Consider the following 20,473-nt stretch of genomic DNA (forward strand, 5'->3'; position numbering starts at 1 on the left):
AAACAGCAAAGCAGGTCTGCCCTTAGGGAGATCTGTTTGAAATACGAAATCTTGTGGATCGTTCCACCCAAGCAAACCAGAGAAGCGGATGAAAATCACCAGTTTTGCCAAGCGCATTGTTTTATCAATCGGTCTGCTCAGTGCGGCTACTGCCTGGGCTGACCAGCAAGTGGTCCCGGCTGCCCCGCAACTGGCTGCCAAATCCTATGTACTGATGGATGCCGCCACCGGTAATGTTCTGGTCGAAAACAATGGTGACCAGCGCCTGCCGCCAGCAAGCTTGACCAAGTTGATGACGGCTTACATCGCTACTCTGGAAATCCGTAAGGGCAAAATCAGCGAACAAGACATGGTGCCTATCAGTGAGCACGCCTGGCGCACGGGTGGCGCTGCGTCTGGCGGTTCAACCATGTTTCTGCCCCTTAACAGCGAAGCCAAAGTGGGCGACCTGCTGCACGGTGTAATTATCCAGTCTGGTAATGACGCCAGTATTGCGCTCGCTGAGTACATCGCAGGCAGCGAAGACGCTTTTGCTGACATGATGAACGAGACCGCGAAAAGGCTTGGCATGGTCAACAGCCACTTTATGAACGCGACTGGTCTGCCCAATCCTGAGCACTACTCCAGTGCCCATGACATGGCGATCTTGGCCCGCGCTATCATCAATGAAGACCAAGAACACTACGCGATCTACGCACAGAAAGAATTTGTCTGGAACAACATTAAGCAAGGCAACCGCAACCTGCTGTTGTGGCGCGACAAGACCGTTGATGGTCTGAAAACTGGCCATACAGCCGAAGCTGGTTATTGCTTGGTGGCTTCAGCTGTTCGCGATGGCGCTCGGATGATTACTGCCGTATTTGGTACGGCCAGCGAATCTGCTCGTGCCGCTGAGACACAGAAGCTGCTGACCTACGGTTTCCGTTTCTTTGAGTCCCGTACTTTCTACAAGCAAGGTGTTGAGCTTGCTCAAGCGCCGGTTTGGAAAGGTGCTGAGAGCCAGGTTAAAGCCGGCTTGGCACAAGACCTGAGCCTGACCCTGCCGAAGGGGCAGTTGGACAAGCTGCAAGCTAGCATGGTCCTCAATCCTCAACTAATCGCACCCATCGCCCAGGGCGATGTGATTGGTAAAGTTGAAGTAAAATTGGGTGATGAGGTGGTACACACTGCCGATCTGATTGCTATCAATGCTGTTGAAGAGGGTGGTTTCTTCCGTCGCGTTTGGGATGGTATTCGCCTATTCTTCTACGGACTGTTCAACTGATTGACTTGCCAGAACGCCCTGACGCAGGGCGTTCTGTTCTGGACGGGCCATAAGCCCGCGGATTGCCATGACAGATACTGACGTACAAGCTCCAAAAATCGAATTCCCTTGCGAGCGCTACCCAATCAAAGTGATTGGTGAGGCGGGCGAAGGGTTTTCTGACCTGATCATTGAGATCATGCACCGTCACGCACCGGGTTTCGATGAGACGACCCTGGTCAGCCGCGACAGCCGCAACGGTCGTTTCCTTTCCGTCCAAGTGCTGATCACTGCAACGGGTGTTGAACAACTGCAAGCCATCCATACTGATCTGCGTGCCACTGGTCGCGTTCATATGGTGCTGTGATGGACCTTCCGCTCGGCTTCCGTGAGCTGGGCCAGGTTGATTACGAGCCCACCTGGCACGCAATGCAGCACTTCACCGATAACCGTGACGTGAATACGCCCGATGAGGTGTGGCTGCTGGAACATGCCCCAGTGTTTACTCAAGGACAGGCAGGCAAAGCCGAGCATGTTCTGTTTCCTGGTGATATACCCGTTGTTCAGGTCGATCGTGGGGGGCAGGTGACTTATCACGGCCCCGGCCAATTGGTAGCTTACCTGCTGCTAGACGTGCGCCGCAGCGGTATTGGTGTGCGTGAGTTGGTGTCACGTATTGAGCGCAGTTTGATCGATCTGCTGGCCAGTTACGGAATTGAAGCCAACGCTAAACCAGACGCGCCCGGTGTGTATGTGAACGGCGCGAAAATCGCCTCGCTGGGGCTGCGAATCCGTAACGGTCGTTCGTTTCACGGCTTGGCTCTGAACGTGGATATGGATTTGCAGCCGTTCCAGCGCATCAACCCCTGTGGTTATGCAGGAATGGCGATGACACAACTGGCTGACCTCACAACGGCTCCGGTTGATTTTTCTGAGGTGAGTGCTCGTCTGCGTGAGCAGTTGGTCAATCACCTTGGCTATAGTAAACACGCGACCTTGCCCGGCGACATCGCTGAGCTGACAGGTGTACACGCCTAGTTGCGCAGCAGCTTTACAGCAGTTAACGACGAATAGTGCCGTACAACGGACGATTAGCCTGGGCCTGAACAGCGTGCCGCAGGCTGGATAAATTGAGGGTAGGTTGTTTTATGAGCAGCACAGTGCAAACCCCCGGTAAACCGGCCAAAGTGGAAGTCGGCGTTAAGCTGCGCGGAGCCGAGAAGATGGCCCGTATTCCGGTGAAGATCATTCCGACGGAAGAGCTGCCGAAAAAGCCTGACTGGATTCGTGTCCGTATCCCGGTTTCCCCTGAGGTTGATCGCATCAAGCAGTTGTTGCGTAAGCACAAGCTGCACAGTGTTTGCGAAGAGGCCAGTTGCCCGAACTTGGGTGAGTGCTTCAGCGGTGGTACTGCCACTTTTATGATCATGGGTGATATCTGCACCCGTCGCTGCCCATTCTGTGACGTTGGTCATGGCCGTCCGAAGCCTCTGGATGTGGATGAGCCGACCAACTTGGCTATTGCCATTGCCGACCTACGCCTTAAGTATGTGGTGATCACTTCGGTCGACCGTGACGACCTGCGCGATGGTGGCGCCCAACACTTTGCCGACTGCCTGCGTGAAATCCGCAAGCTGTCCCCGAACGTGCAGCTGGAAACCCTGGTGCCGGATTACCGTGGTCGTATGGACGTCGCTCTGGACATCACTGCCCAAGAGCCGCCAGATGTGTTCAACCACAACCTCGAAACAGTGCCTCGTTTGTATAAGGCTGCGCGTCCGGGGTCTGACTTCGAGTGGTCGCTGGACCTGCTGCAAAAGTTCAAGCAGCGAGTTCCCCATGTTCCGACCAAGTCCGGTCTGATGCTGGGACTGGGCGAAACCGATGAAGAAGTGATTGAGGTCATGAAGCGCATGCGTGAGCACGACATCGACATGCTCACTCTTGGGCAGTATCTGCAGCCGTCCCGCAGCCACCTGCCGGTGCAACGCTTCGTTCATCCGGATACCTTTGCTTGGTTTGCGGAAGAAGGTGAAAAAATGGGCTTCAAGAACGTTGCATCTGGCCCGCTGGTTCGTTCCTCTTATCACGCTGACCAGCAAGCCCACGGCAATAAGGTCGGTAACTGACTACCGTTAGAATGACCGCCACTGAGGCGGTCATTTTTTGTGTTTCAGCCTTAGGTCTTGAGTTGGTTTGCAAATTGCCCAACGGCTTGTACGACCTGCTGTGCACCGTCTTGTATATCAATGATCACCTGGCCTGCTTGTCCGGCTAGCTCTAAGCCTTGTGACGCTTGCTGGCTACTGCTAGCCATGGCTTCAACGGCATTTTGCGCCAGTGTTTGGTTGCGTTGAACGACCTCAACAATCTCTTCTGTTGCTTTGCTGGTGCGTGCCGCCAGTTGCCGGACTTCGTCTGCCACGACAGCAAAACCACGGCCCTGCTCACCAGCCCTGGCCGCCTCGATAGCAGCGTTGAGTGCCAGTAAGTTGGTTTGATCAGCAATGCCATTGATGGTCTTGACCATGGCACTGATCAATTCGGACTGCTTACCCAGTGCCTCTATGCCTTCGGTGGCGCTCTGTACTTGTTCAGCGATAGCCTGCATGACTTTGAGCGTTTCGCTAATGACCTGAGCGCCCTGTTGGGCGGTGCTGTCGGTCTGTTGAGAGATGCCATAGGCCACTGTGGCCGCTTCAGCTACGGCCAGCTCCTGATTAATCTGGTCAGTGATCACCGTGGCGAATTTGACCACTTTATACAGCTCGCCATGGGGATTGTAGATTGGGTTATATGAGGCCTCTAGCCATACCACGCGTCCTAGGCTGTCCAAACGTTTGAAGCGGCTGCTGACGAACTCCCCACGTTTAAGTTGTTCCCAGAAGCTTTGGTAAGACGAAGAGTTATATTCCTCCGGCTCACAGAACATGCGATGGTGCTTGCCCTGAATCTGCTCGAGACGATAGCCCATGCTGTTTAGGAAGCGCTCGTTGGCTGTCAGCACATTACCTGACAGGTCAAACTCAATAACTGCAGTCGAGCGCAGCAGGGCTTGGATAATGCTTTCATGTTCCCGGGAGGTTTCGATTGTTCGGGTCAGGTTGACCGCACACATGGTCATGCGCAGCATTTGACCCTGACTATCCAGTACCGGTTGCCAAATGCAGCGCAGCCAAGCCTCATGCCCCTTGGCATCAAGCAGGCGGAAAGCACCGCAGAAGTGTTCTTTGTTTTGGAGTGCTCGGCGGAATTTCGGGTAGTTGGGTTCGTTGTGGAAGGCTGGCGCAAACAGTTGCTCGATGTCTTTGCGCAGCAGATCGCCCTCGCGATAGCCCAGTTCACGCAGGAAGTTTTCATTGACCATTTGCACCCGACCCTGAGCATCCAGCTCAAGAACGAGCATTTCAGAATAAACAGAGTCGCTTACCTGACGGAGCTGAGTGTATGCCTCTCGGAGATCCGCGAGTTCCTTGCGTAAGCTCTTGTTAAACATTTCTACTTCCTGCAGTTGTACGTCACTGATATAGCGCCAGGCCCAGTCTGCTGGTGGCGCTTTATCAGTATCGTACAAAAGTACGAAATGTTTAGCTGATTCTATAAACTACTTATGGTTTACGCAGAATGTTCAGCAGCTCATAACTTGGATAACCGTCTTGGGGCAGGTTTTGAGTGTGCTGGAATGCCCGCACAGCTTTACGGGTGTTGGCGCCGATGATGCCGTCGGCCGGGCCTGTGTCATAGCCCTTGGCTGTGAGCAGTTGCTGCATTTCGATGCGCTCGCTTCGGCCCAGCTGGCGGTCATTTCGCGGCCAGGCTGCCTGAACGCCGGGCTCACCATCCAGTGCATCCGACAGCAGGCCGATGGCCAGAGCGTATGCAGTAGAGTTGTTGTAGCGCAGGATTACCCGGAAGTTGTTCAGCAGCAGGAAGGCAGGCCCACGATAGCCTGCTGGCAGAAACAAAGTGGCCTGACTCTCATCCGTTGCCCGGATCTCACGCACTGGGTGGATTCCCAGTTCACGCCATTGCGCCATGCTGCGGCGAACTTCGGGGTCTGCCAGGGCGTAATCGAAGTTCTTCGGCAGATTGACCTCAACCCCCCAAGACTCGCCGTTTATCCAGCCGGATTTATTCAAGTAGTGGGCAGCAGATGCGAGGGCATCTGGAATGGAGTTCCAAAGATCACGCCGACCATCGCCGTCGAAATCCACTGCATGTTCGTTGAATGTTGTAGGCATGAACTGGGTCTGGCCCATGGCACCGGCCCAGGAGCCGATCAAGGTTTTACCATGATAGTCCCCGGCTTGCATGATCTGCAGGGCGGCCAACAGCTGGCTGCGCCAAAACACCTGACGGCGACCTTCATAGGCAAGGGTGGCGAGGGAGCGAATAACATTGTTGCTGCCAATGTTGCTGCCAAAGTTGCTTTCCATTCCCCAAATGGCGATTAGTACTTCGTGATCGACCTTATAAGCACTGCGGATTGCCTTGAGGGTTGGGCGGTGCTGAGTTTTGAGCACTCTGCCCTGAGCAATCCGAGAGACGGACACTGCTCCGTCAATGTAATCCCAGACTGGGCGGGTGAACTCCGGTTGGCTGCTGTCGGCGGCCATGACTTTAGGGTCCGGTGTGACGCCGGAAAAAGCGCGGTCAAACACGCGCTCGTCAATGCCAGCAGCAATGGCATCACTGCGCAGCAGCGAGCGCCATTCTTCAAAAGTGAGCAACGGGACTTGAGTGTTATTAATGAGAGGTGTGACAGCGGGCTGCACAGGGGCTGGCGCCTCTGCTGTAACGGGAACGGCAGCATATGTCTGGGCTGGCACTTCTGCACAGGCGATCAAAAGCATCAGGGTGCAGGCGGTGGCGCTATGGGACAGGCCACGAATAAGCAGGTCAGGCATGGTGATCTCGGCACATTTCGCAGGCTCTAACCTTAGCATGAATGGCTAGCAAGGGGAGTCTGAGAGCTTTTCTATGCAGCCAATAAAGAAAAAGCCTCCCAGTTTTGCTGGGAGGCTTGACGACGGTAGCTGCCTTTACCTTTGCCGGGTTTTTCCTGTCGGCTGCGGAACAATGGCTGAGCAACAATGGATTTGGCCTTGTTATGCCGGGTCTTTTTCGCCATGCGTGTGTCCTCATAGACTGCTTGCAGATTACAAGCGCGCAAAGCATGGACCTGAGCGCTAGGAAAGTCCAGAGGGGGCTCAAATGCCGGAGTGGGATAAACCGAAGCGTTGCCCGCATAGATTCAGGGTCAACATGCTCAAGCCACTCCACGGATCACCGGGCGCTTGGCCTTTGATCTGCGCATCAATGTGCTGGGCGTCCTGGAGCAGGGCAGACCAGCGCGCAGCTGAAAGCCGTTGAAGGGCTTTACTGACCAGCGGGCGACGTTTATCCCAGACCGGTGGACGCGCTGAACTGAAGGCCTTCTCTAATGGGATGCCCTGAGCAAATTGCTGTGCGATTCCCGCGAGCAGGCGAATCTCTCGCGCTAAAGCCCAGAGAATAACGGGCGGTTCAACACCTTCCCCTCGCAAGCCTTCAAGTATGCGCAGAGCATGGGCTGCTTCTCCGTTGAGGGCTGCGTCTATCAGTCCGAACACATCAAAGCGGGCGCTGTCGGCTACCGCCGCCTGGACTGTATCGACATCGACCTGGGTGCCTTCTGCCAGCAGCTTGAGCTTCTCAATTTCCTGTGCTGCAGCCAGCAAGTTGCCCTCGACCCTGACTGCAATCATATCCACTGCTTCGGCTGTGGCGTTAAGGCCGGCTGAGGCCAACCGTTGGCGTATCCACTGAGGCAGTTGAGCAACCTCCACTGGCCAGATCTGTACGAACTGACTGTCCTGCCCATCAATTAGGGCCTTGGCCCATTTAGTTTTCTGCGTACTGCCATCAAGCTTAGGCAGGCTGATTAGCAGGACGGTGTCTTCGGCAGGGCGGGCTAGGTATTCGAGTAGGGCCGCTGCACCTTTGTCGCCGGGCTTGCCGTTGGGTATACGCAGTTCCAGTATGCGTTTTTCAGCAAACAGCGATAGGCTGGCTCCTGCTTGCAGCAGGTTGCCCCAGTCGAAACTGTTGTCGGCATTAAACACCTGGCGCTCACTGTAGCCTTGTTGGCGTGCCGCATTGCGGACAGCGTCGGTCGCTTCCTGGCAAAGCAGGGGTTCGTCACCACTGATGACGTAAACCGGACTCAGGTTGCCCTGAAGGTGTTTGTTGAGCTGCGTAGGATTGAGCTTCATAGGAAAGAAACAGGCCGCTTACGCGGCCCGTGATCTTACTGAATCTGAACTGGCAGTGTGATCGGCGACGCTTGCGGCTCGGCAGCCTCACGCTGACGGGCTGCTTCCAGTGCTTCAGCTTCAGCCTGGGCTTTGGCATCGGCGATACTTTGCAGCTCGTCGAGTTTCTCAGGGGTTATCTGGCGAATGTTCTGCAGCAGTTGCTGAATCAGTTCGCGGCGCATTTCTTTGCGCAGCTGTTCGGCTTCTTGGTCACCGCCAATCAGGTTGTTGCCATCCTGGTTGTAGAAACCATTGGCCTCGACCTTGTCATTGAGTAGCACGGCGTTTTTGCTGCCGCGAATTTCATATTCAATGGTTTTGGTCAGTTCGTATTCTGCGGTGCGAGCAGCACTGGTAAAGGTGGCTGCGCGGCGGTTTTCTTGCTCGCTGGCCAGGACCAGATGATAAGGCGCGCCGGGGTAAACGCGGACACCGTTGCTGTTCAAGCTCTGGGTCAGCTCTTTGACGGTATCGCCGTACTCGTTGCGAGCGCTTACATCCAGCTCTTTCAGGGCGAATTGGATATCGCCGGTGCCACGCAGCTGAAAGCCACAGGCACTGAGCAGGGTAGCCAGGCCGATTACCAACAGATTCCGTTTGATCATTTTTATCCCCTTGGCATGTCTGACGGCGCGCCGCTCAGGACGCGCCGGGCTTTATCAGTTGGCGACGATGTTGACCAGTTTGCCTGGAACCACGATGACCTTGCGGATGCTCAGGCCTTCAGTGAATCGCAGGACATTTTCGTTGTTACGTGCGCTGGCTTCGATCTCTTCACGGCTGGCGCTGGCAGGTACTTCAATCTGACCGCGCAGCTTGCCGTTGACCTGTACCACCAGTGTCAGGCTGTCCTGAACCAGTGCGGACTCATCCACCGTTGGCCACTGTGCATCAATGATGGCATCAGAGTGTCCCAGTTCCTGCCACAGCTGATGGCTGATGTGCGGGGTAATCGGGGCCAGCAGCAGAGCTACCGTTTCCAGGCCTTCTTGCAGCAGAGCGCGGTCTTGAGCAGTGGACTGCGGTGCTTTTTCCAATACGTTCATCAGCGTCATTACCTGAGCAATGGCAGTGTTGAACTTGTGGTATTGGCCAATATCGGTGCTGGCTTGCTTGATAGCCAGGTGAATGGCTCGGCGTACGGCTTTCTGTTCGTCGCTGAGGTTGCTCAGATCCAGTTTGGCAGCAGGTCCCTGATTAACATGGGCTTGGGCCAGACGCCAGACACGACGCAGGAAGCGGTTAGCACCTTCTACACCAGAGTCGGACCACTCCAGGCTCATGTCGGGTGGCGAGGCGAACATCATGAACAGACGGCAGGTGTCGGCGCCGTAGGCGTCGATCATGGCCTGCGGGTCTACGCCGTTGTTCTTCGACTTGGACATCTTTTCGGTGCCGCCGATTTCAACTGGCAGGCCGTCGCTCTTCAGTTTGGCGCCGATGATCTTGGCCTTGGCATCGCGTTCTACTTCGACATCAGCTGGGTTGAACCAATCCTTGCCGCCGTTTTCAAGGGTGCGGTAGTAGGTTTCTGCAACCACCATGCCCTGAGTCAGCAGGTTTTTGAACGGCTCATTGGAAGAGACCAGGCCTTCGTCGCGCATCAGCTTGTGGAAGAAGCGCGCATACAGCAGGTGCAGAATGGCGTGTTCGATACCACCGATGTACTGATCAACCGGCAACCAGTGGTTGGCTGCTTGCGGGTCAACCATACCGCCTTCGTAGTGAGGCGAGGCATAGCGTGCGAAATACCAGGAGCTTTCCACGAACGTGTCCATGGTATCGGTTTCGCGCTTGGCTGCAGCGCCACATTTCGGGCAGGTGCAGCTGTAGAACTCAGGCATTTTGGCCAGCGGTGAGCCAGCGCCGTCCGGCACTACGTCTTCGGGCAGTACAACGGGCAGTTGGTCTTCCGGGACTGGTACGTCGCCACAGCTGTCGCAGTGGATGATTGGGATAGGGCAGCCCCAGTAACGCTGGCGGCTGATACCCCAGTCACGCAGGCGGAACTGAGTCTTACGGGCACCGTGCTCACAGGCTTCCAGATCAGCAACGATCGCGTCGAAGGCGGCGCTGAAGTCTTTGCCATCGTATTTGCCGGAATTGATGGTGGTCAGGCCTTGTTTATCACCGTACCAGTCCTGCCATTGGGCGGCGTCGAACTGCTGTTCGGCATTGCCCTGGTAAACCTGAACCATCGGCAGGTTGTACTTGGTGGCGAACTCGAAGTCGCGCTCATCGTGAGCAGGTACTGCCATTACGGCGCCTTCGCCATAACCAGCCAACACGTAATTGGCTACGAACACCGGCAGTTTGTTGCCGTTAAGCGGGTGGATGACGAACAGGCCAGTATTAACGCCTTTCTTCTCCATGGTCGCCATATCGGCTTCAGCCACTGAGCCTGCTTTGCATTCGGCGATGAAAGCTTGCAGCTCAGGATTGTTGGCAGCGGCTTGTACAGCCAGTGCGTGCTCACTGGAAACAGCCACGTAGGTGGCGCCCATCAGGGTGTCCGGGCGGGTCGAGTAGACCTTGAGCTGGCCAGCCTGGCCAATGCTGTCTACGTCGTAGGCGAATACGATGTCCGCGCCGAAGCTCTTACCGATCCAGTTGCGCTGCATGGTTTTGACCTGCTCAGGCCAGCCATCCAGTTCATCAAGACTGCTCAAGAGTTCATCCGCGTAGGCGGTGATCTTGAAGTAGTACATCGGGATTTCGCGCTTTTCGATCAGCGCGCCTGAGCGCCAGCCGCGGCCATCGATCACTTGTTCGTTGGCCAGTACGGTTTGGTCAACTGGGTCCCAGTTAACAGTACCGTTTTTGCGGTAGATCACACCTTTTTCAAACAGCTTAGTGAACAGCCACTGTTCCCAGCGGTAGTAATCAGGCTTGCAGGTGGTGACTTCGCGGGTCCAATCAATGGCCAAGCCCAAGCTCTTGAGCTGGGTCTTCATGTACGCGATGTTCTCGTAGGTCCACTTGGCCGGTGCGACGTTGTTCTTCATCGCAGCGTTCTCTGCCGGCATGCCGAACGCGTCCCAGCCCATTGGCTGCAGCACATTTTTGCCTTGCATGCGGTGATAGCGGGCGATTACGTCGCCGATGGTGTAGTTACGCACATGGCCCATGTGCAGCTTGCCGCTCGGGTAGGGGAACATCGACAGGCAGTAGAACGTGTCCTTGCCTGGCTGTTCGCTCACTACAAAGGAATTGTGCGCATCCCAGTGGGACTGCGCGGCGGCTTCAATTTCACGTGGCTGATACTGTTCTTGCATGGCTACCGGCGCTGCTAATAAGGGCTTGCGGGAAACGTCGTAGCATACATGAGCGCTGCTTGCTGAGGGAAACCCTGATTGACGATCAGAGTAATCACATTGCGAGTTAAAGGCCGTTTGTCGCAGGCTGGGTCGGGCCGGAAGTGCGGCACTAAACTTGGTATTCAGGTACGACATGTGTTTTGTGTGAGGTAGTGATGGGCGAAATTAAGCGGCATGGATTTGCTGATGGGCCCTATGAGCATTTGTTACAGCGCCTGACGACAGCACTTGATGAGGCGGACGAATTAGAGGCTGTGACCGAGCAACCTCAAATGGAGCTTGAGCTGCGTGGACTGACAGGTTCTGAGGTGCAGTTGATACAGGCTTATCTGGATAGAGACGTGGAGTGGTTGAGCGGGTGGCATGCGGCAGCAAAAGAAGCTGAGGCTGCTGAGGTTGGCGAGAGCGCTCCCTTTAGACCCGTTACGCCTATGTTGGAAGGCGCGGGGGAGCGTGGATACGCGCCTGAGTCATTAAAGCTGACTCTACGCTGTGCGATATGTGGTGAGCATCGGGACTGGCCGAAGGCCGTCGGGGTTCAGATATGCCAAGCCTGTGGTTCTCAGTTGTTCCGGGCCGAGCGAGGCTATTAATGGGGCTGAGTACAGCGCCAGAGCTTTAGCTAAGGCGCTGTACTGGTGAGCCTTACGGTACGGGCCATGCAGTTGTTCTGCCGCCCAGAACCATAAAGACGCAATTACCTTCTATCAAATGCCCTCTTCTGCATGGTGACAGGCCACTTGCCGGCTGTCCAGCTCACGCAGGGTAGGTTGCTCTTCACGACAGCGTGCGCTGGCTCGAGGGCAGCGTTGGTGAAATGCACAACCACTGGGCGGTGAGAGAGGGTTAGGGAGTTCGCCAGTGAGTTTTATTTTTGGCTTGTCCGGATCTGGGTGAATGGCCGGAGTTGCTGACAGTAGGGCTTGGGTGTACGGGTGTAGTGGCCGGTTGTAGATCAGCTCGCTGTTGCCCATTTCCACCGGCCTACCCAGGTACATCACCAGAATATCGTCTGCCACATGGCGTACTACGGACAGGTTGTGGGAGATGAACACATACCCGGTATTGAACTGCTCCTGCAGATCCATAAACAGGTTGAGAACCTGCGCTTGAATCGACACATCCAGCGCTGAGGTCGGCTCATCCGCTACCAGCACTTTGGGTTGCAGCATCATTGCCCGTGCAAGGGCGATGCGCTGGCGTTGGCCGCCTGAAAACATATGAGGGTAGCGCTGGTAATGCTCAGGGCGCAGGCCAACTTGCTGCATCATGGCCTGTACCTTATCTCGCCGTTCGCTGCCAGACAGAGAGGTGTTGATCAGCAGTGGCTCGGCCAATTGGTCGCCGATTTTCTGCCGGGGGTTGAGGGAAGCGTAGGGGTTCTGAAACACCATCTGCACATCCCGGCGCAGTTGTTTGCGTTCAGTTTTGCTGGCTCCTGTCACTTCTTGCCCGGCGATTTGCAGGGAGCCAGAGGTCGGCTCTTCGATCAGTGTCAGGGCACGGGCCAAGGTTGACTTGCCGCAGCCAGACTCACCAACCACCGCCAGGGTTTTGCCAGGAAGTAGTTCAAAGGACACGCCATTAAGGGCCTGTACCTTAGCGTTGGGTTTGAACAGGCCTTGTGATACTTCGTAGTGACGGGTTAGGTCTCGGGCAGTCAGTACGGCATTCATCAGGCCACCTCCGCAGTCAAATTAAGCGGGTTGAAGCAGCGCACGGCGCCGCGCGGGTGTGTCGTCAGGGTTGGTTGTTGAGCCTGGCAGCGGTTGTCGGCGTAGGGGCAGCGTGGCGAGAGCAGGCAGCCTTTAGGTCGGTCATAGCGCCCCGGTACAATTCCCGGCAGGGTTTCCAGGCGGCTCTGGCCCAGGCTGTGCTCGGGAATGGCCTTGAGCAGCGCTTCGGTATAAGGATGGGTTGGGGAGTTGAACAGCATGGGCACCGAGCCAATCTCCACTGCTTGTCCGGCATACATCACGCACACCCGCTGAGCTGTTTCAGCCACCACGGCAAGGTCGTGGGTGATCAGCACCAGAGCCATGTTCTGTTCTTTTTGCAGGGCGACCAGCAAGTCCATGATCTGCGCCTGAATGGTGACGTCCAGAGCAGTGGTGGGTTCATCTGCAATCAGCAGCTTGGGTTCGGCGGCAATCGCCATGGCAATCGCCACGCGCTGACTCATACCGCCGGACAGTTGGTGCGGGTATGCGTCGAGACGGCTGGCAGCAGCCGGAATCTCGACTTTCTCAAGCAGTTCTAAGGCCCGCTGGCGTGCAGCACGGCCTTTGAGGCCGCGGTGCTGACGCAATACCTCTTCAATTTGATAGCCGACAGTAAAACTCGGGTTTAGGGCTGTCATGGGGTCTTGAAAGACCATCGACAGGTCTTTGCCGATGATATTGCGGCGTTGCTTGCCCTTGAGGCTTTTCATATCAGTGCCGTCAAAGTGCAGCGTATCTGCAGTCACGATGCCGGGAGCTTCGATCAGGCCCATCAGCGCCATCATAGTTACTGATTTGCCAGAGCCAGACTCGCCGACAATGGCCAGCACTTCTCCCTTTTTCACACTTAAATCAAGGCCGTCTACAACCGGTACGGCGTTGGCGCCGCCGAAGCGCACGCTGAGGTTTTTGATATCCAGCAAATTCATGGCGGCCTCCTTACTGCGCATTTTTCAGTTTGGGATCGAGTGCATCACGCAGGCCGTCTCCCATCAGGTTGATGGCCAACACGCTGAGCAGGATGGTCAAGCCCGGCAGGCTCACGACCCACCATGCGCGTTCGATGTAATCCCGCGCTGAGGCCAGCATGGTGCCCCATTCTGGGGTTGGCGGTTGCACACCAAGGCCGAGGAAGCCCAGCGCCGCAGCATCGAGAATGGCGGATGAGAAGCTCAGGGTGGCCTGCACGATCAGCGGGGCCATGCAGTTGGGCAGCACGCAGATAAACATCAGGCGCGGCAGACTGGCTCCGGCCAGTCGCGAAGCCGTTACGTAATCGCGATTCAGCTCGCCCATCACCGCAGCGCGGGTGAGGCGCACATACGAGGGCAGCGAGACGATGGCGATGGCGAAGATGGTATTGATCAGCCCAGGGCCAAGGATGGCGACAATGGCCACTGCTAGCAGCAGTGACGGGAGGGCCAGCATGATGTCCATCAAGCGGGTAATGACCGGGCCAAGCAGGCGCGGAAAGAACCCAGCTACCAGACCGAGAAAAATGCCGGGGATAAGAGACATCACCACTGACGCTAGGCCGATCAGCAGCGACAGGCGAGCACCGTGAATCAGCCGTGACAGCAGATCGCGGCCCAGCTCGTCAGTGCCGAGTAAAAACTGCATCTGGCCGCCTTCCAGCCAGGCCGGAGGGGTCAAGAGAAAATCGCGGTATTGTTCGCTGGGGTTATGCGGCGCCACCCAAGGCGCGAAGAGGGCGCAGAACACCAAGATCAGCATAAATATTAGCCCGGCCACTGCACCTTTATTGTGAGCAAAGGCCTGCCAGAACTCTTTCAATGGGGAGGGGTAAAGCAGCGCCTGATCGACGCTGGAGACGTGCGTAGTCGTATTCATTCTAGGCTCCTTAGCGCTGGTGGCGGATGCGTGGATTGGCCAGCCCGTACAGGATGTCCACGACGAAGTTGACCAGAATCACCAGGCAGGCGATCAGCAGGATGCCGTTCTGCACCACCGGATAATCCCGGGCACCAATGGCTTCGATCAGCCACTTGCCGATACCCGGCCAGGAGAAAATTGTTTCAGTCAGGACTGCACCGGCCAGCAGGGTGCCGACTTGCAGGCCGATTACGGTCAGCACCGGAATCAGTGCATTGCGTAAACCATGCACAAACACCACGCGGGCCGGGGACAGCCCCTTGGCGCGGGCGGTGCGCACGTAATCTTCACGCAGCACTTCCAGCATGGCCGATCGGGTCATGCGGGCAATCACTGCCAGCGGGATTGTGCCCAATACCACGGCGGGCAAAATCAGGTGATGCAGTGCATCGAGAAATGCCCCTTCCTCGTCTGAGAGGAGGGTGTCGATCAGCATAAAGCCGGTCACTGGCTCTATGTCGTACAGCAGGTCGAGGCGTCCTGAAACGGGCGTCCAGCCCAGACCGACGGAGAAAAACATGATCAACAGCAGGCCCCACCAGAAAATCGGCATGGAATAGCCTGCTAGGGAGATGCCCATCACGCCGTGGTCAAACAGCGAGCCCCGCTTAAGTGCTGCGATTACACCGGCTATCAAGCCAATGGTTCCGGCAAACAGCAAGGCTGCCAATGCCAGTTCCAGCGTGGCCGGGAATAATGTGGTGAATTCAGTCCAGACCCCTTCGCGGGTACGCAATGACTCACCGAGGTTGCCGTGGGCAAGCTGGCTGATGTAGTCGATGTACTGGGCGTAAAGCGGCTTGTTCAGGCCAAGGCGTTCCATGGCTTCGGCATGCATCACCGGGTCGACACGGCGCTCGCCCATCATGACCTCCACCGGGTCACCTGGGATTATGCGGATCAGGGCGAAGGTCAGCAAGGTGATGCCGAAGAAGGTGGGGATCAAAAGTCCCAGACGACGGAGGATAAAACTAAACATCTGAAAGGGTGACTCCTCATCATTCGTTCCTACCTAAACAACAGCAGGAGCAGCGTTCGCGGCGTTGTCGCTTCTTGAGACAACGCCTGGCGGGCGTTTTACTTCAGCTCTACAGTTGAAAAGTTACTGTTGCCAAGTGGGCTGATGACGTATCCGCTGACTTTCTTGTTCAGGACGACGTACATCCTTGGATGTGACAGGGCAACCCAGGGTAATTCGCGTTGGAAAACTTGAAGCGCCTGTTTGTATAGATCTGCGCGGGTTGCGGGATCAGTAACTAGTTTTGCTTTCTGGATCAGACTTTCGAACTCCTGATTACACCAACGGGCCTGGTTCTCGCCAGACTTGGCGGCAGCGCAGGAAAGATTGGGACCGAGGAAGTTGTCCGGGTCACCGTTGTCACTCATCCAGCCGAGCAATGCCAGATCATGTTCTCCGTTCTTAGCTCGTCGAAGTAGTTCGCCCCATTCCAGCATTCGGATATTCAAAGAAATGTTGGCTTGAGCCAGATCGGCCTGAATCATCTGAGCGATCAGACCTGGATTAGGTACGCTTGTCGAGCTGCCATTACGCATGAACAAATCAATTTTCAGATCGTTGACACCTGCTTCCTTTAATAATCTTTTCGCTTCCTCTAGGTCGCGCTGTATTGGCTTAGCTGTCTCGTCATAGCCGAGCATCGAGGATGGATAAGGGTTAACTGCTGGTGTAAGTTGTCCTCCCCCGGACATCGCGTTAAGCAGCGCTTTTCTATCAATTGCAAGATTGATTGCTTTTCGAACTCTGGCGTCGTCCAGAGGTGGGTGTTCGGTGTTGATGGTCAGATAATTAGTCATCAACGCATCAATTTCTTCTACTGCCAGATTGCTGTCCTCTCGCAGCTTTGGGATGTCTTCGGCCTTAGGTAACAGTGCAACCTGACACTCGCCAGCTCTGAGTTTTTGCAGTCGTACAGATGCGTCAGTTGAAATGGCGAAAATTAGTTGATCGATCTTGGGCTTTCCACCGAAATAGGCAGGGTTGGCCTTAAAGCGTACTTGAGCGTCTTTAACATAGCGGCCAAAAACGAAGGGGCCGGTGCCAATTGGCTGACTATTAATAAGGCCGGTTTTCCCTGCAGCTAGGAGTTGGTCGCCGTACTCAGCTGAGTAGATAGAAGTAAAGCCCATTGCCAGATCAGCCAGAAAAGCTGCATCCGGACGCGTAAGGGTGAAGCGAACTGTCATCGCGTCGAGTTTTTCAACTGACTTAATCAATTCACCCATGGCCATACTGTCAAAATAGGCGTAGCCACGGATAGCGCTGTCGTACCAGGGGGCTTTGCGATCCATCGGGCGCTTGAAAGTCCAGATCACATCGTCAGCATTAAAGGTGCGAGTCGGGGTGAAGTAGCTGGTTGTGTGAAAGTGGACATCCGGACGTAGGTGGAAGGTGTAGCTCAAGCCGTCATCGCTTATCTCCCAGCTAGTGGCCAGCCTAGGCTGCAACTCTGTTGTTCCTGGTTTAAAGCCAATCAGCCGATCAAAAATTGTTTCAGCGGTAGCGTCAAAGGTTGTTGCCGCCGTGTATTGCACTAGGTCAAAGCCTTCTGGGCTGGCTTCTGTGCAGACGACCAGGCTTTTGGCCTGTGCCAGGCTGACGACGGATGCCATAGCCAGTGCTGACAGTAGGGGGCGCATCTTCATGGGATATCTCCGGCTGCCAGCTTGTGGCCGGCAGCTTGTCAGGGTCAGAACAGGTTGAATGGAAGTGTGGTTACGATACGCAGTTCATCACCACTGCCATCAACTTGGTTTTTAGTAGCCCGGTGCGACATGTAGAGCAGTTTGAAGGTCGTGTCCTTAATCTGCCCACTTTGCACCTTGTAGTTAAGATAAACCGCATATTCGCGGTGCCGTTCGTCATCTTGCGCCAGCACTTCGTTGTAGTTGCCGTACGCACCGTTACGGCCACCGTCGTAGTGGGTGCCATCAATATCCCAGCCCTTGGCATACCAGAATGCTGTGGTCAGGCCCGGAACACCGTAGTAGCTCCAGTCGATGTCATAGCGGATTTGGGCTGATTTCTCGTTGGGGCCGTTGTAGTCCGAATACAGAGAGTTGGACAGGTAGATCGCGGCGGTTTCATGCACGTAATCGAAGTACTCATCACCATCAACTTGTTGCCACGCCAGGGTTAGCGAGTGGGCTTGATGGCTCAAGGTGAAGCCCAGGCTCCAGATGTTGTTGTCGATATAGCCTGCTTCACGGGAGCCCGTGTCACGGGTGCTGTACAGATTGAATGCAGTGTGCAGTGCCAGGGTGTCGCGGTCGCCGAGGTCGTGTCCTAGTCCGAAGTAATACTGGTTCCAGACATCCTCGAAGTGTGCGGAGTAGAGGGAGAGCGTCAGCTTATCCGTCGCCAGATAGTCGCCGCCTAGGTAGCGCAGGTGGTCGCCTTTCACCTCGCGCGTACCGTATTCGGTGGTCAGCGGCTCGTCGCCAGCACCGGTTCGAGGGCTGGCGCGGCGGAAGTCGCCGGCTTGGAGGGTCAGGTGTTCGATTTCATCACTGATTAAGGCCAAACCAGTAAAGGTGGCAGGCAGTGCACGGTTGTCATTTGAGTTAAAGACCGGTGTTTCTACTTGAAAGCGGCCTGCTTTGAACTCAGTTGATGAGGCGCGCAGGCGGATATTCGCTACGCCCATTTTTGACCACTGATCTTCTGCTTCGCCGTCACTGTTCGCCAGCGTACGGTTGCCGCCTCCGGCGATGCGGCCTTTGCCTTTTTCCAGGTTGATGGCGTTGAACGCCGTAAGGTCCAGACCGAAACCGATGGTGCCTTGTGTGTAACCCGAGCTGTATTGGAGACGGTTCGACTGGACCCAGCTGTAGCGATCGTGAGTGCTCTCTCTACCGTTCTCTTTAGGGATACTGAAACTGCTGTTGTCCCTTGCTCGTTCGTGGGAATAAAAGTTGCGAGTTATGAAGTCCAGACTTTGTCCTTCGACAAAACCCGGGGCATCCGCCTGATTTTTAGACTCGCCCGCCTGAGCTTGTAGCCCAGCAGCCATAAGGGCCAGTGCAAGGGTTGAGTACCGCCATTTTGTTGTTTTCATCTGTGCGCTCCTTTGCTTGGGGTATTAAAGATGTCGTCCATAGGCCCGAAAAGCAGGTGCATGAAACCCTGCAAACGGGTTTGCAACTAAGGCAGATAGGTAAGGGGGTACAGGTTTATGTCCAGGCTTGGCCTGCCCTTTGGCGATAAAGGCAGGCCGCCAGTTTTATGATCAGGGCTTGATGCCGACTCCGTAGAAAGAGTTCAGACCAAACGGACTGATCTTGTAGTCCTGCACCGTTTTGCGCATCGGCTGGTAAACCGTTGAATGCGCAATGGGTGTAATGGGGACCTGCTCTTTGAGGATGTGCTGGGCCTGTTGATAGAGCTTGGTGCGTTCTTCGACATCGGTCGTGCGCTTAGCTGCCTGAATCAGCTTGTCGTAGTCGGCAAAACACCATTTGGAGAAGTTGTTGCCGTCAACGGCGTCGCAGCCGTACAGCGTGCCGAGCCAGTTGTCGGGATCACCATTGTCGCCGCTCCAGCCAATCAGCATGGCGCCGTGCTCACCGGCTTTGGAGCGTTTGATGTATTCGCCCCACTCGTAGCTGACAATTTTGGCTTTGATACCCACTTTAGCCCAGTCGGCTTGCAGCATTTCAGCCATCTGCTTGGCGTTAGGGTTATAGGGGCGTTGTACGGGCATGGCCCACAGGGTGATCTCAGTGCCTTCCTTGACACCTGCTGCTTTGAGCAGCTCTTTGGCCTTTTCGGGGTTGTATGGCGCGTCTTTGATGGTTTCATCATAAGACCACTGGGTAGGCGGCAAACCATTCACGGCCAGTTGCCCAGCGCCCTGATACACCGCGTCAATAATGGCCTGTTTGTTTACCGCCATGTCCAGCGCTTGTCGTACCTGAAGCTGGTCAAAGGGGGCGCGTTGAGTGTTGTAGGCGATAAAACCCAGATTGAAGCCTGCTTGAGTGGGTACATCTAGCTCAGGGTTTTCTTGTAACCCTTTGATATCCGCAGGTCGGGGGAATAGTGTCACCTGGCACTCGTTGGCTTTGAGCTTCTGCACCCGGATTGAGGCATCGGTGTTGATGGCGAAGATCAGGTTGTCGAGCCGCACATCATCCGGTTTCCAATAGTCCTTGTTGCCTTTGAAACGGATGAAGGCATCTTTCTGGTAGCGGCTGAATACGAATGGGCCGGTGCCAATGGGCCTTTGGTTGATATCCGCAGGCTTGCCTTCTTTGAGTAGTTTGTCGGCATATTCCGCTGACTGTATTGAGGCAAAGCTCATGGCCAGATTCTGGATAAAGGCCGCGTCTACGCTGTTGAGGGTAAAGCGGACGGTCATGTCATCCAGCTTTTCCACCTTGGCGATATTGCGGTCCATCGCCAGATCGACGAAGTACGGGAATTCTGCAGGGTAGGCTTTGCGGAACGTATGATTCTTGTCGAGCATGCGCTGAAAGGTGAACAGCACATCATCGGCGTTAAAGTCGCGGCTCGGTTTGAAGTAATTGGTGGTGTGGAATTTAACGTTCGGACGCAGGTGAAAGGTGTAAGTAAGGGCGTCTTCGCTGATATCCCATTTCTCGGCCAGGCCCGGTACGGCGTGGGTACCGCCACGTTCGAACTGAGTCAGGCGGTTAAAGACGGTTTCAGCTGAAGCATCAAAGTCGGTCCCTGTGGTGTATTGACCTGGATCGAAGCCTGCCGGACTGCCTTCTGAGCAGTACACCAGGTTGCTTGCAGCTTGAGCGTTGGCGAAGGCGGCAATCAGTCCGATTGCCAAAGCAGCCTTGGTAAAGGCGTTCTTATCCATGAAGACCTCATGTCTTATTGGTTTGTCTTGAGGCACCCGTATGGGGTTGGATCAGGCTAGGCATCGCTCTGAACTCAATCAATAGACAAAAAGGCTACTGTTGCCGAATAAGAACGCCTCTGTATTTTGGTGTCGCATTTATGAAAATGGTATG

At 55.4% G+C, this 20,473-nt stretch carries 18 protein-coding genes; 5 read left to right on the forward strand and 13 right to left on the reverse strand.

Translation table 11 applies throughout. The features are described from left to right. Positions 1 to 88 precede the first annotated feature (88 nt). The 4 genes from WG219_04020 (at position 89) to lipA (ending at position 3,372) form a co-directional block, all read left to right on the forward strand. The gene (locus WG219_04020) at positions 89 to 1,264 is read left to right on the forward strand and encodes a D-alanyl-D-alanine carboxypeptidase family protein (GenBank protein WXL26655.1); all 1,176 of its coding nucleotides are present in this window, start codon (positions 89 to 91) and stop codon (positions 1,262 to 1,264) included. 67 nt (positions 1,265 to 1,331) lie between these two features. Next, positions 1,332 to 1,610, forward strand: coding sequence for a DUF493 domain-containing protein (locus WG219_04025; GenBank protein ID WXL26656.1), 279 nt, complete (start codon positions 1,332 to 1,334; stop codon positions 1,608 to 1,610). Continuing rightward, entirely contained in the window at positions 1,610 to 2,281 is a 672-nt protein-coding gene (gene lipB, locus WG219_04030; protein ID WXL26657.1) for a lipoyl(octanoyl) transferase LipB, read from the forward strand. The genes WG219_04025 and lipB overlap by 1 nt, the downstream gene beginning before the upstream one ends. Positions 2,282 to 2,391: 110 nt before the next feature. Continuing rightward, positions 2,392 to 3,372 (forward strand): lipoyl synthase, encoded by a 981-nt coding sequence (gene lipA, locus WG219_04035; GenBank protein ID WXL26658.1) that lies wholly within the window; start codon positions 2,392 to 2,394, stop codon positions 3,370 to 3,372. Between the two features lie 50 nt (positions 3,373 to 3,422). Here the strand turns inward: lipA and WG219_04040 are convergent, their stop codons facing one another. From WG219_04040 to leuS, 6 genes are all read right to left on the reverse strand, one after another. Further along, positions 3,423 to 4,739: a PAS domain-containing methyl-accepting chemotaxis protein gene (locus tag WG219_04040; protein ID WXL26659.1), complete on the reverse strand. Its 1,317-nt coding sequence runs from the start codon at positions 4,737 to 4,739 to the stop codon at positions 3,423 to 3,425. 112 nt (positions 4,740 to 4,851) lie between these two features. Continuing rightward, positions 4,852 to 6,150: a lytic murein transglycosylase gene (locus WG219_04045; protein ID WXL26660.1), complete on the reverse strand. Its 1,299-nt coding sequence runs from the start codon at positions 6,148 to 6,150 to the stop codon at positions 4,852 to 4,854. A gap of 71 nt (positions 6,151 to 6,221) precedes the next feature. After that, the gene (arfA, locus tag WG219_04050) at positions 6,222 to 6,374 is read right to left on the reverse strand and encodes an alternative ribosome rescue factor ArfA (GenBank protein WXL26661.1); all 153 of its coding nucleotides are present in this window, start codon (positions 6,372 to 6,374) and stop codon (positions 6,222 to 6,224) included. 79 nt (positions 6,375 to 6,453) lie between these two features. Next, a complete protein-coding gene (gene holA / locus WG219_04055) occupies positions 6,454 to 7,497 on the reverse strand; it encodes a DNA polymerase III subunit delta (protein ID WXL26662.1) in 1,044 nt (347 codons plus the stop codon). A gap of 35 nt (positions 7,498 to 7,532) precedes the next feature. Beyond that, entirely contained in the window at positions 7,533 to 8,144 is a 612-nt protein-coding gene (lptE, locus tag WG219_04060; GenBank protein WXL26663.1) for an LPS assembly lipoprotein LptE, read from the reverse strand. Positions 8,145 to 8,198: 54 nt separating this feature from the next. Continuing rightward, a complete protein-coding gene (gene leuS / locus WG219_04065; GenBank protein WXL26664.1) occupies positions 8,199 to 10,814 on the reverse strand; it encodes a leucine--tRNA ligase in 2,616 nt (871 codons plus the stop codon). Between the two features lie 197 nt (positions 10,815 to 11,011). On the opposite strand from leuS, the gene WG219_04070 reads away from it, so the two are divergent. Further along, complete coding sequence (locus WG219_04070) at positions 11,012 to 11,449, forward strand: hypothetical protein (GenBank protein WXL26665.1); 438 nt, start codon at positions 11,012 to 11,014, stop codon at positions 11,447 to 11,449. Between the two features lie 114 nt (positions 11,450 to 11,563). Here the strand turns inward: WG219_04070 and WG219_04075 are convergent, their stop codons facing one another. The 7 genes from WG219_04075 to WG219_04105 all read right to left on the reverse strand — a co-directional run bounded on the left by WG219_04075 (position 11,564) and on the right by WG219_04105 (position 20,319). Continuing rightward, entirely contained in the window at positions 11,564 to 12,532 is a 969-nt protein-coding gene (locus tag WG219_04075) for a peptide ABC transporter ATP-binding protein (protein WXL26666.1), read from the reverse strand. After that, positions 12,532 to 13,506 carry an ABC transporter ATP-binding protein gene (locus WG219_04080; protein WXL26667.1) on the reverse strand — a complete coding sequence of 325 codons (975 nt, stop codon included), beginning with the start codon at positions 13,504 to 13,506 and terminating at the stop codon, positions 12,532 to 12,534. Before WG219_04080 ends, WG219_04075 begins: the two co-directional genes overlap by 1 nt. A 10-nt stretch (positions 13,507 to 13,516) precedes the next feature. Further along, positions 13,517 to 14,428, reverse strand: a complete 912-nt coding sequence (locus WG219_04085) for an ABC transporter permease subunit (protein ID WXL26668.1) — start codon at positions 14,426 to 14,428, stop codon at positions 13,517 to 13,519. 10 nt (positions 14,429 to 14,438) lie between these two features. Beyond that, positions 14,439 to 15,449 (reverse strand): ABC transporter permease subunit, encoded by a 1,011-nt coding sequence (locus WG219_04090; GenBank protein ID WXL26669.1) that lies wholly within the window; start codon positions 15,447 to 15,449, stop codon positions 14,439 to 14,441. 98 nt (positions 15,450 to 15,547) lie between these two features. Beyond that, positions 15,548 to 17,101, reverse strand: coding sequence for an ABC transporter substrate-binding protein (locus tag WG219_04095; protein WXL26670.1), 1,554 nt, complete (start codon positions 17,099 to 17,101; stop codon positions 15,548 to 15,550). A 77-nt stretch (positions 17,102 to 17,178) separates the two neighbouring features. Continuing rightward, positions 17,179 to 18,501: an OprD family outer membrane porin gene (locus WG219_04100; protein ID WXL27933.1), complete on the reverse strand. Its 1,323-nt coding sequence runs from the start codon at positions 18,499 to 18,501 to the stop codon at positions 17,179 to 17,181. Between the two features lie 216 nt (positions 18,502 to 18,717). After that, entirely contained in the window at positions 18,718 to 20,319 is a 1,602-nt protein-coding gene (locus WG219_04105) for an ABC transporter substrate-binding protein (GenBank protein ID WXL26671.1), read from the reverse strand. Positions 20,320 to 20,473: the final 154 nt, after the last annotated feature.

The sequence above is a fragment of the Pseudomonas mendocina genome, from assembly GCA_037482215.1.
Classification (GTDB): domain Bacteria; phylum Pseudomonadota; class Gammaproteobacteria; order Pseudomonadales; family Pseudomonadaceae; genus Aquipseudomonas; species Aquipseudomonas mendocina_E.